Source organism: Salinicola sp., from assembly GCF_982684285.1.
Genome location: NZ_CEXLVS010000007.1, coordinates 1 through 14,869, shown reverse-complemented (window position 1 = coordinate 14,869; position 14,869 = coordinate 1). Strand labels below are relative to the sequence as shown.

Annotated in this window: 14 protein-coding genes; 6 read left to right on the top strand and 8 right to left on the bottom strand. The window is 64.3% G+C overall.

Annotated elements, in window-relative coordinates:
- The first annotated feature begins 155 nt into the window (after positions 1 to 155).
- Complete coding sequence (locus tag AC3AYF_RS01480) at positions 156 to 1,535, top strand: NAD-dependent succinate-semialdehyde dehydrogenase (RefSeq protein WP_295037131.1); 1,380 nt, start codon at positions 156 to 158, stop codon at positions 1,533 to 1,535.
- 171 nt (positions 1,536 to 1,706) lie between these two features.
- Here AC3AYF_RS01480 and AC3AYF_RS01475 read toward each other — a convergent pair whose 3' ends face one another.
- The 5 genes from AC3AYF_RS01475 to AC3AYF_RS01455 form a co-directional block, all read right to left on the bottom strand.
- The gene (locus AC3AYF_RS01475) at positions 1,707 to 1,895 is read right to left on the bottom strand and encodes a DUF4177 domain-containing protein (protein WP_295037129.1); all 189 of its coding nucleotides are present in this window, start codon (positions 1,893 to 1,895) and stop codon (positions 1,707 to 1,709) included.
- Positions 1,896 to 1,989: 94 nt separating this feature from the next.
- Positions 1,990 to 4,176 (bottom strand): xanthine dehydrogenase family protein molybdopterin-binding subunit, encoded by a 2,187-nt coding sequence (locus AC3AYF_RS01470; RefSeq protein WP_487779320.1) that lies wholly within the window; start codon positions 4,174 to 4,176, stop codon positions 1,990 to 1,992.
- A gap of 43 nt (positions 4,177 to 4,219) precedes the next feature.
- Positions 4,220 to 5,242 carry an FAD binding domain-containing protein gene (locus AC3AYF_RS01465; protein WP_295040042.1) on the bottom strand — a complete coding sequence of 341 codons (1,023 nt, stop codon included), beginning with the start codon at positions 5,240 to 5,242 and terminating at the stop codon, positions 4,220 to 4,222.
- Positions 5,243 to 5,244: 2 nt separating this feature from the next.
- Positions 5,245 to 5,889 carry a (2Fe-2S)-binding protein gene (locus AC3AYF_RS01460; RefSeq protein ID WP_295040045.1) on the bottom strand — a complete coding sequence of 215 codons (645 nt, stop codon included), beginning with the start codon at positions 5,887 to 5,889 and terminating at the stop codon, positions 5,245 to 5,247.
- A gap of 89 nt (positions 5,890 to 5,978) precedes the next feature.
- Positions 5,979 to 7,037, bottom strand: a complete 1,059-nt coding sequence (locus tag AC3AYF_RS01455) for an aldo/keto reductase (RefSeq protein ID WP_487779319.1) — start codon at positions 7,035 to 7,037, stop codon at positions 5,979 to 5,981.
- A 128-nt stretch (positions 7,038 to 7,165) separates the two neighbouring features.
- Between AC3AYF_RS01455 and AC3AYF_RS01450 the strand changes: the two genes are divergently transcribed.
- Positions 7,166 to 8,089 carry a LysR family transcriptional regulator gene (locus AC3AYF_RS01450; protein WP_295040051.1) on the top strand — a complete coding sequence of 308 codons (924 nt, stop codon included), beginning with the start codon at positions 7,166 to 7,168 and terminating at the stop codon, positions 8,087 to 8,089.
- Between the two features lie 102 nt (positions 8,090 to 8,191).
- On the opposite strand, the gene AC3AYF_RS01445 is transcribed toward AC3AYF_RS01450, so the two are convergent.
- A complete protein-coding gene (locus AC3AYF_RS01445; RefSeq protein WP_295040052.1) occupies positions 8,192 to 8,584 on the bottom strand; it encodes a hypothetical protein in 393 nt (130 codons plus the stop codon).
- A 172-nt stretch (positions 8,585 to 8,756) separates the two neighbouring features.
- Positions 8,757 to 9,353 (bottom strand): TetR/AcrR family transcriptional regulator, encoded by a 597-nt coding sequence (locus AC3AYF_RS01440; protein ID WP_295040054.1) that lies wholly within the window; start codon positions 9,351 to 9,353, stop codon positions 8,757 to 8,759.
- A 156-nt stretch (positions 9,354 to 9,509) separates the two neighbouring features.
- Between AC3AYF_RS01440 and AC3AYF_RS01435 the strand changes: the two genes are divergently transcribed.
- Positions 9,510 to 10,271, top strand: a complete 762-nt coding sequence (locus tag AC3AYF_RS01435; protein ID WP_295040056.1) for an SDR family NAD(P)-dependent oxidoreductase — start codon at positions 9,510 to 9,512, stop codon at positions 10,269 to 10,271.
- Positions 10,272 to 10,394: 123 nt separating this feature from the next.
- Here the strand turns inward: AC3AYF_RS01435 and AC3AYF_RS01430 are convergent, their stop codons facing one another.
- Positions 10,395 to 11,291 (bottom strand): LysR family transcriptional regulator, encoded by an 897-nt coding sequence (locus tag AC3AYF_RS01430; RefSeq protein ID WP_295040058.1) that lies wholly within the window; start codon positions 11,289 to 11,291, stop codon positions 10,395 to 10,397.
- A gap of 144 nt (positions 11,292 to 11,435) precedes the next feature.
- Between AC3AYF_RS01430 and AC3AYF_RS01425 the strand changes: the two genes are divergently transcribed.
- The 3 genes from AC3AYF_RS01425 to AC3AYF_RS01415 form a co-directional block, all read left to right on the top strand.
- Positions 11,436 to 12,089 carry a glutathione S-transferase family protein gene (locus AC3AYF_RS01425; protein WP_295040061.1) on the top strand — a complete coding sequence of 218 codons (654 nt, stop codon included), beginning with the start codon at positions 11,436 to 11,438 and terminating at the stop codon, positions 12,087 to 12,089.
- 28 nt (positions 12,090 to 12,117) lie between these two features.
- Positions 12,118 to 13,845, top strand: a complete 1,728-nt coding sequence (locus tag AC3AYF_RS01420; protein ID WP_295040063.1) for an FAD-binding oxidoreductase — start codon at positions 12,118 to 12,120, stop codon at positions 13,843 to 13,845.
- A 195-nt stretch (positions 13,846 to 14,040) separates the two neighbouring features.
- A partial coding sequence (locus AC3AYF_RS01415) for an L-lactate dehydrogenase (protein ID WP_487779318.1) occupies positions 14,041 to 14,869 on the top strand: 829 nt, incomplete at its 3' end.

Here is a 14,869-nt window from a genome sequence, read left to right as displayed (position 1 = left end):
TATTGGGCAATAAAAGCAGACTGTAAGCCATCGTATGGCCCGGTTGTGGGTGTCTATCATGCAATCCTTCATCGTTGATGACATCGATGAGATCAGTTCGCCAGGAGCGTCTCCCGTCTGGCGTCCCCTGTTCTGCTTTTCAGGAGCGCATCTTCATGATCGACGTATTGAACCCTGCCGATGGCACCGTGGTCGGCCAGGCACCGGCCATGACCCTGTCCGAAGTGAATTCTGCCATCGACCGTACCTGCGAGGCCTTTCCCGCCTGGTCCCGCAGATTGGCGAAGGAGCGCAGTGAGCTGCTGCGCGGTTGGTTCGAGCGCATCCGCGACGACAAGGCAGCTTTCGCCGAGCTGATGGTGAAGGAGAACGGCAAGTGTCTCGCCGAAGCGTATGGCGAGATCGAATACGGCCTCGGTTTCATCGAGTGGTACGCGGAAGAGGCCAAGCGGGTCTACGGCGACACCATTCCCAGCCATGCGGCGAACGCTCAAGTCATTGTGGTCAAGGAGCCGGTCGGCCCCACGGCGGCCATCACGCCGTGGAACTTCCCGTTCATGATGATCACGCGCAAGGTGGCGACGGCACTGGCGGCGGGCTGCACCATGATCATCAAGCCGTCCGAGGAAACGCCGCTGACGGCCTACAAGCTGCTGGAAACCGCGCGCGAGGCGGGCATTCCGGAAGGTGTGTTCGAGATGGTGACGGGCAATCCGAAGGAGATCGGCGAGCGCTTCACCAGCGACACGCGGATCCGCAAGATCTCGTTCACGGGCTCGACCGCCGTGGGTCGCACCTTGGCGGGTGCCGCTGGCCAGACGCTGACCCGCATGACCCTGGAACTGGGGGGTAACGCCCCGTTCATCGTCTTCGACGATGCCGACATGGAGGCCGCCGTGGAAGGCGCGGTGGGTGCCAAGCTGCGCAATTCGGGCCAGGTCTGCATCTCGCCCAATCGCTTCTACGTGCATGAGGCGATTCACGACCGATTCGTCGAGGCGCTGGCCGAACGCGTCTCGCAGATCGAGGTCGGCGAGGGCATGCGTGACGATTTCGTCGTCGGGCCGGTGATCAATCGTACCGGCCTGGAGAAAGTCTCCTCGCTGGTGGAGAGCGCCCGTCTGCGCGGCGCGAACATCGTTCTCGGCGGGAGAACGCATGGCCTCGGCGGCCTGTTCTACGAGCCGACCATCGTCACCGGGCTCGACGACGATGCCGAGATGGCCCGGACCGAGATATTCGGCCCGGTATTCGCCATCTACCGCTTCCGGACGGAAGCGGAGGTCATCGAGCGTGCCAATGCCACTGAGTACGGTCTGGTCGCCTATGGCTATACGCGGGATCTGGGCCGGTCGTTCCGCCTGTCCCGCGCGATCGAAGCGGGCATGGTCATTCTCAACAGCGGCTCGGTGGGCACCGCCTCGGTGCCGTTCGGCGGCGTCAAGCAGTCCGGCTATGGCCGCGAAGGCAGCTTCTACGGTATCGAGGAGTACGTTGACGTCAAATACGTGCTGATGAGCGGGCTGGATCGGTGAATTGATGCGCGGCATACGTGCAGGCGAGTATCACGCACGGTGCCGCCTCCGGGCGCCACGGGGCGCGGGCGGTCGTAACAGCTGATTGGTGAACTGACATCAGGTGTTCACTTCCGGCGTTGCGGCAGCCCGACTACGGCTCTCGCGAGCGAGCGGTCCAGTGGCTCGGGCTCACTCGCTGGTCACTGGCCGCTTGAGCAGGACGACGACTTCAATGGCCTGCCCGGCACCATAACTGGGTGCCATGGTACTGAAGGCTTCCCAGCCGGTTTTGCCGAGCTCGCTCAACTCACGCTCCATGCCCTCGTAGTCGAACCCCTTCAGGCGCAACTTGAAGGTCAGTACCTTGTATTCCCACATGACTTTGACTCCGTGCGTTGTCGTCGGTCCGCTGTCATCGACTGCCTGAAGTATGGCAGTCGGAGGTCAGGGGGTAACGAGCTTTCGACGCCTTTCAGGTCTCGTTCATCAGATTCTCGATCCGGAACGGCAGATCGCGTAGCCGTCTGCCCGTGGCGTGATGGATGGCATTCGACATGGCCGCCGCCACCCCGACCACACCGATCTCGCCGACACCCTTGACCCCGGCGGCATTCACCAGACTGTCCTCTTCCGGGACCATGATCGCCTCGATATCGTGGATGTCCGCATTCACGGGTAGCAGGTAGTCCGCGAGATTGGCGTTGAGGTAGCTGGCGTTACGTTCATCGAGTTCGGTCTGTTCATGCAGCGCAGAGCCGATTCCCCAGATCATGCCGCCGACGAGCTGGCCGTGGGCCGTGCGGGCATTGATGATGCGCCCGGCGGCAAAGGCGCCGACCGCGCGAGCCACGCGAATCTCATGTGTCCTGGCGTGGACTCTGACCTCGACGAACTGGGCGCCAAGGGCGAACTGCACGCGGTCGGCCATGTGAACGCCACCGAATGGCGTGGCCATTCCACGATAGAGTCCCTTGATGCTATCGGCCGGTAGGCCCGGGGCGCGGGTTTCGGCAAACTCTTCGATGCTGCCCATTCCCGATGTCGCCATCGCGGTCGATACCGTGCCCGGGGCGGCATCGGTGACGCCGAGCCTTGCGCGGATGGCATCGCACGCGGCCATGATCGCCGGTGCCAGACTGGCGGTGGTGGACGAGCCACCGGCGACGACAGCCGGGGGCAGGTCGGTGTCGCCGAGCGAGACCGTCACCTGCTCTACCGGCACGCCCAATTCTTCGGCGGCGACTTGGGCCATCATGGTATAGGCGCCTTGTCCGAGTTCATGAGTGGCGCTCGAAACGTGAACCCGTCCATCGGCGGAGAGGCGGACACGCGCCGCGGAATTGCCGGCATAGGTCGGATAGAAAGCGGTGGCACAGCCCCATCCCACCAGCCAGTCACCGTCGCGCATCGACCCCGGCTGTTTCGTACGATCCTTCCACCCGAAGGCCGCCGCGGCCGAGTCGAAGCACTGCATCAACGATCGGCTGGTGTAGGGCAGGCCGCCCACGGGCTCCGTCCGGGTGTCGTTGACGCGCCGCAGCTCGATCGGGTCCATGTCGAGTTCGCAGGAGAGCTCGTCGAGGGCCGTTTCGAGGGCAAAGGCATAGGGCATTTCCCCCGGCGTCCGCATGAAACCGGGTGTCGACCGGTCGGCGGAGACCGCGTTGACGCGCCCCACGATGTTGGGACAGGCGTAGAGCCGGGTGGTCATCGACACGGCGCCCATGGCGACGGTATCGGCGCGGGAGGTCAGCTCCCACCCTTCGTGCTTCAACGCCGTCAGGCGTCCGTCCCGGTTGGCGCCGAGCTGGACGTGGTGTCGTGTCTCGGCCCGATATCCCGAGACGGTGAAGCCTTGTTCACGGGTGGCCACGAGCTTGACCGGCCGCCCCAGGCGACGGGCGGCCATGGCGATCAGTGCCGTTCGCTGAGTCAGAAAGCCCTTGGCGCCGAAAGCGCCGCCGACATAAGTGCTGATGACGCGTATCCGCTCCGGCGCGATGTTCAACTGCTCGGCGAGGCCGAACTTGAGGTTGTTCACATACTGACTCGGTTCGTGAACGGTCAGATGGTCTCCTTCCCAGACGCATTGGGTCGCGAACAGCTCCATCGGGTTCTGGTGTTGCGTGGGGGTGGAGTAGCGTGTGTCGATCTTGACCGGTGCCTTAGCGTAAGCAACATCGAAATCACCGACATCGATATCCATTGGCGCCAGAGGCTGGGTGACGGCCTCCGGAGAGTCGATGGTGGCTGCCGGCCGTGACTCTGGGGCGTAGGTGACATCGATGCGATGCGCCGCCTCGCGAGCGATTTCGTAGGTCTCCGCGATGACCACCGCAATCGGTTGACCCCAGTAGGCGATCTCCGCCGAGCCGAGAGGACGGAAAGAATCGGAAAGGTAGCCGCCCTGATAGATCGCCGGCACCTGACGCGGCTGATCGCCAATCGTCTCATGGGTCAGGATATCGAGGACGCCCGGCACGGCCTTGGCAGCCGCCAGATCGAACGCCTGGATCGTGCCTCGGGCAATTCGGCTCGTGCAAAGGTAGGCATGAGCGACCCGAGGCAGTCGCATGTCGGCGGGATACCGAGCCGTGCCCGTGACCTTCTCACGTGACTCGTAACGCGGAGAGGCCCGTTCGCTATTCGTCTTTTCCATTCTCGTGGGTTGCATAGCTGCCTGCCGCCATGCGGATGTCGGTTCAGCCATGACTCACCTCCAGGGATGCAGCGTCGAGCAGCGCTCGCACCAGTGTCGATTGGCCCAGCGCGATCTTGAATGCGTTGTGGGAGCGGGGAACGGCGCCGTTGAACGCGGCCTGGGCGGCCCGATTCGCGCGCGCTTCGTCCAGCGTGTGGCCGCGCAGCACGCTCTCGGCGTCCCGTGCACGCCAGGGCACGGTCGCGACGCCGCCCAGCGCGATACGTGCCTCGTTGACGACACGCCCATTCATCTCCAGTGCAACCGCCGCAGAGGCGACGGCGAATTCATAGGACTGGCGGTCGCGCACCTTGAGATAGAGCGAGCGCCGCGTCCATGGACCCGCCGGAACGGTGAATGCGGTAATGATCTCTCCCGGCGCCAGGTTCGTCTCGATATCCGGCCTGTCTTGCGGTTGCCGGTGGAGGGCGGCGAACGGCATTCGGCGCTCGCCTTCGGGCCCGGACAGTGTGACCGTGGCGTCGAGCGCGATCAGGGCCTGGGCGAAATCACCGGGATAGCTGGCGATGCAGTGGTCGTTGGTTCCGAGAACCGCATGCTGACGGTTGAGGCCTTCGATCGCCGCGCAGCCGCTTCCCGGCGTTCGTCGGTTGCAGGCCTGCCAGGAGGGGTCGCGGAAATAGGCACAGCGGGTTTTCTGCAGCACGTTGCCACCCAGGGTCGCCATGTTGCGCAACTGCGCGCTGGCGGCGAGGGAGAGACTCTGGGCAATGACGGGAAAGTGCTCGACCACGTCTCCATGGTCGGCGACCGCCGCCATGCTGGCGAAGGCACCGAGATGCAGGTTGGTGCCATCCCAGCCGATGGCGCCATGCGTCGCCGACAGGGCGCGCAGGTCGATGACGTTTTGCGGTCGCATCACCTCGAGTTTCATCAGATCGATGAGCGTCGTCCCGCCCGCCAGGTAGGCGGCTCCCGGTCGAGAGCGGGCCTGCCCGGTAGTGGCCTGTATTTCGAGCGCTTGGGGAATCGACGAGGCTCTCGAATAGTGAAAGGGCTGCATGGTTACTCCTCCATGGCCTGGCGGGCCTGAGTGACCGCGGCGACGATATTGGGATACGCCGCACATCGGCATAGATTGCCGCTCATGAACTCCCGAATGCTCTCGGGCGTGTCGGCGTGTCCCTCGCGCACACAGCCGATCGCGGACAGAATCTGACCCGGTGTGCAGTAACCGCATTGGAAGGCGTCGTGCTCGATGAACGCCTGCTGCATGGGATGTAGCGCGCCATCGGCATTCGCGAGCCCCTCGATGGTCTGGATCTCGTGCCCTTGAGCGGTCACCGCCAGCGTCAGACACGACAGCTCACGCCGGCCATCGACCAGCACCGTGCAGGCGCCGCACTGGCCGTGATCGCAGCCCTTCTTGGTGCCGGTCAACCCGATCTCCTCGCGCAGGGCGTCGAGCAGGGTCATGCGGGTATCGAGCCGCACGAAATGGGGCTTCCCGTTGACCTCCAGCGTCACGGGCAACGGGGTTCTCGAGTCAGGTGCGGTGTCTTCGGATGTGGCGGGTTTCAGGGGTGCCGCGGCGCCAAGGTTTCCCAGCGGTGAGAGAAAGAGTGCCGCCGCGCCACCCTGGGCCGAGCCCACCAGGAAGCGGCGACGCTGCCTGGAGACGGGCTGATTGTTGTCCTGTTCTTCGTTCACGGTAAGGCTCCTCTATCCGGACGGGGTGGGGCATGAAGCACGCCGCCGCGATCCGTTCGTCGTGATGGCTACGGGCCTCGAGGGGGATGTCAACGAGATGAATGACCAAGAAGCCATCCGGGATATTCGATCGGCAGGGCGCTGACCGTATCCAGGTCGGAGAGATCGGCATCATCCAGGCGGATCGACGTCGCTCGTACGTTCTCGATCAACTGCTCGGGGCGTTTGGCGCCGAGAATCACCGTCGTCTCCGTTGACTGATGCAGCAGCCAGGCAATCGCGATCTGGCCCGGGGTGGCGTCATGCTTGCGGGCGACGGCTTTCAGTACTTCGATCAGCGGTTCGCCCCGTTGGCGGTCGATAGGGGGGAAGTCCAGTTCGTGCAGTCTACCGTCGGCGTTGGTGCCGGTTGCGTACTTGCCGGTCAGATAGCCGCCGGCCAACGGGCTCCAGACCATCAGCCCGACCTTCTCGGAATCCAGCATCGGGATGATCTCGCGCTCCGCGTCCCGACCGACCAGCGTGTAGTAGGCTTGCAGAGAAACGACAGGGGCGAGATTCCGGGCTCTCGCGATTCCCAGCGCCTTCATGATCTGCCAGGCCGCCCAGTTCGACAGGCCGATGTAGCGGACATCGCCGGCGCGAACGAGGATGTCGAGCGCCTCCAGCGTCTCTTCGATCGGTGTCGTGGGGTCGAAGGCATGAATCTGGTAGAGGTCGATATGATCCAGGCCTAACCGCTGCAGGCTGGCGCGGCACTCGCTCAGGACATGACGGCGCGACGCACCACGATGGTTGGGGCCCTTGCCCATAGGCGAGGCGACCTTGGTTGCGATCACGACGTCGTCTCTTGCCACCCCGAGGTTGCGCAACGACTGCCCCAGCATGGTCTCGCTGCGGCCATCGGCGTAGACGTTCGCCGTGTCGAAGACATTGATGCCCGCCTCCAGCGCGGATCCGACCAGCGCGTCGGCGTCATTCTGGCCGAGCTTGCCGACCTGTCCCCACAGACCATCGGTTCCACCGAATGTCATGGCTCCCAGGCACAGCTCCGAAACGAACAGTCCGCTACTGCCGAACTTGCGCATGCGCATCACCATCCTCCCCTCGAGCATTGGATTGATCGTTGCGAGGACGGTCGCTGCCATGGCGGTGAGTTCGTAGGTGCTGCTCGCGCTCTGACGGTGTGTCCCGGCAAAAATAACGTTACGCTCGGAGTCGGAATCCCAGAAGCCCACCAGCCTGAAGGCAGTGATAAGCAGAGGTTGACAACGCCATGAATCCAGCCTTGCTCCCCTCGCTCGCCTGGTTCGTTCGTATCGCCCATCACCGCAGCTTCACTCGGGCGGCAGAGGAGATGGGGGTGTCGCGGGCGGCGTTGTCGCAGAATCTCAAGGCGCTCGAGCAGCGCCTGGGCGTCAGACTGCTCAACCGTACGACCCGGGATATCTCGCTGACCGAGCCGGGACAACGGCTGTTCGAGACGCTACGACCCATGCTAGGCGAGATCGAGCGTGCGGTCCTGGAACTGGGGGAGGTCGACGGCGTCCCCTCGGGCCTGATTCGCATCAATACATCGCGCCTGGCGTCCAGGGCGCTGATAGAGCCGCACCTGGCCGAGTTCCATGCACGCTACCCCCAGATCAGGATCGAGCTGGTCATGGACGACTCGCTGTCGAACATCATTGCCGATGGCTGCGATGTCGGTATTCGGCTGGGCCGCAGCCTCGTCGATCATGTGGTGGCGGTGCCGATCAGCCCTGCGTTATCGATGGTGGTCGTGGGATCGCCGGCTTACTTCGAACGACACGGCATTCCGCAAACGCCCGCGGACCTGGCACATCACAACTGTCTCAATTACCGGAGTTCGGGTAGCGGCGCGTTGCGTCAATGGGATTTCGTGGATCCCGCCGGGAAGCGGCAGCACTTCACCCAGCCAGTCGCCGGGCATCTCACCACCAATGACGATCAAAGTATGACGCGGGCGGCGCTTCAGGGAATCGGATTGATCCAGCACGTCGATATCGCCATCCAACATCACCTGGCCGACCGGCGTCTCGTTCAGGTCCTCCATGGGTGGACCTGCGGCCACCCCGGCTTCTATCTCTACCTGCCGTCCCGGGAGCAGATGCCATCCAAGGTTCGCGCACTGCTGGATTTCATGGTCGAAAAGCGGGAAGGAATCTCGTCAGAGGAATGACGAACGCCGGGAGTGGCGTCTCACCGAACAGGCAAGCAAGCTCTCCACCTCCGTATTTTCAGAAGCCGGGACTGGCAGAGGTGCGGCTTCAGGCAGTCTGCATCATCGAATGCTACCGATATCGCGATCGGTCTCGGGGCCCTCCAGCATCAACGTGGTTTCCTCGACTCGCAGAAAGCGCCCGTTGATATCCAGCTCCGCGAACAGGTAGACCTCCTGCACGACATGGGTGCCGTCGCGCTTGGCGATATGGACTCGGTGGCGGTCGGCGTAGCGGGTGCCATCCCGTAGTTCGTCCAGCATCTCGATTCGGGCCGACGCAACGATTTCGCGAAGTTTCCGCGCGTGGCGGGTAAATCCTGCGCGATCGTCCCAGCGTCCGTTGGTGCGCTGGCGATATTCGGGGCTGAAATGGCGGTCGATCACCGCTTCCAGCGGGAGGTCCTGCCGGTTGAGCAGTTCGTCCAGCGCGGAGCGTATGTTTGTAGCCGACATGTTGTCTTCCTTGATGTGAGTTGAAGCCGATACTCTAGGTGAACCCGGATGATCGGAAACGCGAGCGATGATATTCAGAACCCCCGCTCGTTGCTCGTCAGAAGTGGTGCGAAGGCGCGCGGATACTGCCGTTGACGCGTGGGCCGTCAATGTACGATTCGTTCGACTTGTTCTAAAGCGGCTCGGCGTTCGTCGGCCAGGCCGCCAGAGCCTGATCGGCGACCGCTTCCAGGGCTTCGCGACCGAAGCCGGCCTTGGCCTGTACCGCCATGCCATGAGTCACCGCCATCAGAAACGCGGCCAGCGCGGCGCAATTCGCCGATGCCGGCAGATCTCCCTCCTGCTGCGCCCGTTCGAAGCGCTCGCGTAGCCGCGCTTCTCCCTTCGCGCGCGCTGCTATCAGCGCCTGGCGCACGGGTGCCGACTCGTCCGACCCCGCCAGCGCCCCATTCACGATGAAACACCCGCTGTGCTCCGGATGACGGGTATTCAGTTCGGCGACTCCGCGAAGTATGTGCTCGGCGACGTCTCGGGAGGTCGACTGCGCGAGCGCCTCCGGAAAGAAACCCAGCTGTTGCTCCTCGTAGCGTTCCAGTGCGCGAAGAAACAGGGCTTCCTTGTTGCCGAAGGCCGAGTAGAGTGCGGGCCGTTCGACTCCAGTGGCCTGGGTTAGATCGTTGTAGGACGCGCCTTCATAGCCCTTGCGCCAGAACACGCACAGCGCTGCCTCCAGTGCCTGGTCCAGATCGAATTCGCGACGTCGTCCCATGGGATTCTCCTTTATTTCATAACGGCCATTATAAAACACTGGACAGTCGTGAGTCATTTCGTAATGATCATTACTGTAACGATTGTTACTAATTTGGCTCGTCAACGTTGATGTTTCGGCCCGCAGGTCGATACGTCATCCAACAGGAGAGAGAACATGGATCAGCTATTGAAAGGCAAAGTCGCGCTGGTCACCGGCGGCTCGCGCGGCCTCGGCGCGGTAACGGCGGCCAGGCTGGCGGAGCTGGGTGCCGACGTGGCGATCAGTTACGCGTCGTCCGCCGACAAGGCGAATGCGGTGGTGGAACAACTGAAGTCGTCAGGGGCTCGCGCGATGGCGATCCAGGCCGATCAAGCGGATCTTTCGGTCGCCAAGCCATTGATCGATGCCGTCATCGGCGAATTCGGCAAACTCGACATCCTGGTGAACAACGCCGGCATCGCCATTCAGGGCCAACTGGTGGACGACCCCACGCTGGATGGCGAGCAATACAATCGCCAGTGGCAGGTCAACGTCATGGGGACCATCGCGATCACGCGGGTGGCGGCGCCCAAGCTGACCGATGGCGGTCGCATCATCTTCATCGGCTCACTCCTCGGCTCCTACGTGCCTTTCGCCGGAGTCGCGGATTACGCCGCCACCAAGTGGGCGCTTGCCGGCTACGCCAAGGGCATCGCTCGCGACCTCGGCCCGCGCAACATCACGGTGAATGTGGTACAGCCGGGCATCATGCCCACGGACATGGCCTCGGACGTGGCCGATGAGCTTCCCAACCGCGACGCCATTCTGGACATGCATCCGATCCGTCGTATCGCGACCCTCGAGGAAGTGGCGGACATCGTCGGCTTCCTGGCCGGACCTTCCGCCGGCTACGTCAATGGCGAGGCCATCAACGTCGCCGGTGGTTTCGGCATCTGAGCACAGGTGTCATCGCCTCGTTCCGCCGCTTCGCAACGCGGGTGAAGTGGCGGGCGTCGGCATGTCCAGGCTGGGAAAAGGGCGAGGCGCTGCCTGATATTCGTCTTGATCGTCGCACGCACTTCAACGCAACACCTCGATCTGGCGCAGCCGCGGCGCGGCGAAGTCGATGAAGGCGCGAACCTTCGCTGCCGCGCGGCGCCCTTCCACATGCACGAGATGAACCGGCAGCGGGGCGGGCTCGTGCTCTTCCAGCACGGTCTGGAGCGTGCCGGACTCGAGATCGGGCCCGACCTGATACGACAGCACGCGACACAGGCCCCAGCCCCGCCTGGCGATATCGATGGCCGCGGCCAGGCTGCTGACCGTGAGGCGAGGATTCACCCTGACGCCATGCGCTCCGTCCCGCCCGAGCCGCCACTCGTTGAGGGGAGGCGTGGACCCGCTAGCAACCACCCGATGAGACAGGAGGTCGCTGGGTGCCTGCGGGCGCCCCCGCGTGGCGAAATAGTCCGGCGAGCCGCAGATGACGCGGCGAACCTGGCCGATCCGGACGGCGGAGAGCTCGGAGGAGGGCAGGTGGCCGATGCGCACGGCGATATCGAAGCCTTCCTCGACCAGGTTGACGATGCGGTCGACCATCAGCACGTCGGCGCGAACCCGGGGATACGCATCCAGAAACTCGGTCAGCAGCGGCGCGACGTGGATTCGCCCGAACTCCTGCGGACAGGTGATTCGCAGTTGCCCGACGGGCGTGTTGGCCGCGCCCGAGGCCATGTCGTCGGCGGCTTGCAGATGAGCGAGGATTTCCCGCACTTCCACGAGGTAGGTCCGGCCCACATCGGTGAGCCTGACTCGCCGCGTCGAACGGGTGAAAAGCCGTGCGCCGAGGGCGATCTCGAGCGTGTTGATGGCTCGCGTGGCGGATGGCGCGCTGAGCCCGGTGGCACGGGCTCCCCTGGCGAAGCTCTCGGCTTCGGCAACGGCGACGAAAACGTTCAGGGCCTGAAGGCGATCCATGATGTCCTGCTTGGCTCGAGAGGAGTGATAATTTCAGAATATAAAACAGTTCCTTTCAGAATAACCATATTCTTCCGTCGTTCGTGAGGTTCTAGAGTAACGGCTTCGATAAACCCGATCATCATCGCGATGAAGGAGACCGTCATGTCGAACGCCGAGCTTGAAACCAACGCCCTCAACGACCAGCCCGTGAAGCTGTATCGCAATCCCAAGTCGGGCCACTGCCATCGGGTCGAGCTGATGCTCGCGCTGCTGGAGATCCCTTATGAAAACGTCGATCTCGATATGGCCAATGGCGCCCACCGCCAGCCCGGCTATCTGAAGATCAGCCCTCTGGGGCAGGTGCCGGCGATCGAGGACAACGGCATCACGCTTTCGGATTCCAACGCCATCATCACCTACCTGGTCGAGCGCTACGGTGATCCTGCCCTCTGGATCGGTACCGCGCCGCTCGAAAAGGCGCAGGTGCAGCGCTGGCTCTCGATTGCGGCGGGCGAGATCGCCGCCGGTCCCTGCGCCGCGCGCCTCGTCACCGTGTTCGATGCGCCGCTCGATCATGAGGCGGCGAAGGCCAAGGCGCACGCGCTGCTCAAGATGATGAACGCCCATCTTGAGGATCGCGACTGGCTGGCGGCCGACAGGCCGACGCTGGCCGACATCGCCGGCTACAGCTATATCGCCCACGCGCCGGAAGGCGGTGTCGGTCTCGCCGACTATCCGCACGTCCGGACCTGGCTGGCGCGTATCGAGGCGCTGCCCCGCTTCGTCGGCATGGCACGCTCGCCGGCGCTGGCCTGAATCGAGGACGTTCGGACGGAGGTCGGTCATGACACGCGAAACGATGCCTTCCCAAGAGACGACTTTCCAGGAGACGCCGTTCCACGAAGGCGAGCTCGCGGCGCAGCGGCGCGCGGGCGTGGAAAGCCTGGCCAGCTCGGCCGGCAGTTTCATCCGCGACTACATGCCCGAGCAGCATCGGGCGTTTTTTGCCCAGTTGCCCTTCGTCGTCGTGGCAGCCGGCGATGCGCAGGGGCGCCCGTGGGTCACGCTGCTTGAGGGTGACGAGGGTTTCATCGAGTCGCCCGACGCCCGCACGCTGGCCGTGGCGGCAGCACCCGGCGCCCAGGATCCGCTGGCCTCGGCGATCGTTGCCGGCGTCGACGTGGGCCTGCTCGGCATCGAGCTGGCAACGCGCCGACGCAACCGGCTCAACGGGGTCATTCGTGCCGCCGGTGACGGCCTGAGCCTCGAGGTGCGCCAGAGCTTCGGCAACTGTCCGCAATATATCCGCGAGCGCGAGTGGCGGCGGGTCGAAGCCGCGGCCGCCCCGGACGCCACCGTCTCGCATCGACTCGACAGCGGGCAGCGCGCGCGAATCGCTGCGGCGGATACCTTCTTTATCGGCTCCCTATCCGGCTCTGTCTCCGATCCCGGTTCGGCCCACGATTCGGGATCGGAGCCCAGCAAGAGCCGGGGTTACGACGCCTCTCATCGCGGCGGCGAGCCAGGCTTCGTGCAGGTGATCGGGGACGGGACGCTGCGAATCCCTGACTATGCCGGCAACAACTTCTTCAACACCATCGGCAACCTGATCCAGGACCCCCGCGTGGGGCTGCTGTTCGTCGATTTCGAAACCGGCGGCATGCTGCAGATCACTGGCCGGGCCAGCATCGACTGGGCGCCGCAGGAGAGCCAGGATGAGGGCCGCGATCCGAACGCCAAGCGCTGGATCGAAGTGAGCGTCGAGCAGGTGTTCGACCGCCCGGCCGCGCTGGCCCTGCGGTGGCGGCGGGAAGACGAAGCCCCGCTGCGGCTGACGGTCGTCGACAAGGTGATCGAGAGCGATCAGATCACCTCCTTCTACCTGGCCGGTGCCGATGCCGGCGCGCTGCCGCCATTCCAGGCCGGGCAGCATCTGGCGGTGGAGCTGGAGATACCGCATCAGTCTATTTCGAACCGCCCGAGGCGGGTCGGTCGCAGCTACTCGCTCTCGGGATCGCCATCCGCCGGGACGTACCGAATCAGCGTCAAGCGTGAGGAGAAGGGCACGGCGTCGCGTTTCCTGCACGACGGGATCGATATCGGCGACCGGGTCGCGGCACGCCCGCCGGCGGGAGAATTCGTCTTGCCCTCCCGGCAAGGGCCATTGGTACTGGTCAGCGCCGGCGTGGGGATCACGCCAATGCTCGCGATGCTGCACGCGGTCGTGGCGGAAGCGGAGAACGAGCAACGCCCGGTCTGGTTCGTCCACGCCACGCGCCACGGCGGGACACACGCCTTCCAGGCCGAAGTCGGGGCATTGATCTCCCAATCACGCAACGTGACGCGGCGCGTCTTCTACAGCGCCCCGCGCCCGAGCGATACGGCGGGTGTCGATTACGACATCCAAGGGCGAGTCACCGCCGACCAGCTGCTCGCACTCGGCGCGGGGCCGGAGGCGAGCTATCTGCTCTGCGGCCCGGCCCGGTTTCTCGCCGAGATCAGCGCCGGCCTTGAAGATCGCGGTGTCGATGCGGATCGGATCGACTTCGAAACGTTCGGCCCGGCGGGGTGAAACGACCGAAGCTTCCAGGATACGGCCTCCGACTAAAGTCCTAATTTCCGAGCCGCTTTTCTCCGGAGAGACTTGATACGCTAGCGTCTCGTTGCGACTTCCGTCTCCCAGCGCCGTTCGCGGCGAGCTTCTCTTTCACCGCTCCCGAATCGAGCGTCTCTTTCACCGCTCCCGAGCCGAGCTTAAGGCGAATCCATGATCATCTCAGGCCCTTCCGATTATCGGCGCGCCGCCAAGCGGCGTATTCCGCGTTTTCTGTTCGATTACCTCGATGGCGGTGCGGTGACCGAAAGCACGATGCGGGGCAATGTCGAGGCGCTACAGGCCATTCCCCTGCGCCAGCGGGTGCTGCAGGGCGGCGGCACTCCCCAGCTCGAGACCGAGGTGCTCGGCAGCCGCTGGCAGATGCCGGTGGCGCTGGCACCGGTCGGGGCCACCGGCATGTACGCGCGTCGCGGGGAGGTGCAGGCGGCCAGGGCAGCCGAAAAGGCCGGCATCCCCTATACGCTCTCCACGGTGTCGGTCTGCTCGATCGAGGAGGTCGCGAAGGGGGCCGGCGGGGAGCAGTGGTCCCAGCTCTACGTGTTGAAGGATCGCGGCTTCATGCAGAACGCGCTGGAGCGGGCCTGGGCGGCGGGCATGAAGACGCTGGTGTTCACCGTCGACATGCCGCTGCCGGGCTCGCGTTACCGCGACCGTCACTCCGGCATGTCCGGCCCTCACGCCAAGTTGCGTCAATACGCGCAGGCCGTGACGCATCCGTGGTGGGCGTTCGATGTCGCGCTCAAGGGCAAGCCGCTGTCGGTCGGCAACATCGAGGCCTATACCGGGCGCCAGATGAACATGGACGACTACATGGGCTTTCTGGCCAAGAACTTCGATCCCTCCATCAGCTGGAGCGAGCTGGAGTGGATTCGGGATAGCTGGAAGGGCAACGTGATCATCAAGGGGCTGCTGGACAAGGAGGATGCGCGGGACGCGGTGCGCATGGGCGCCGACGGGATCATCGTCTCCAACCATGGTG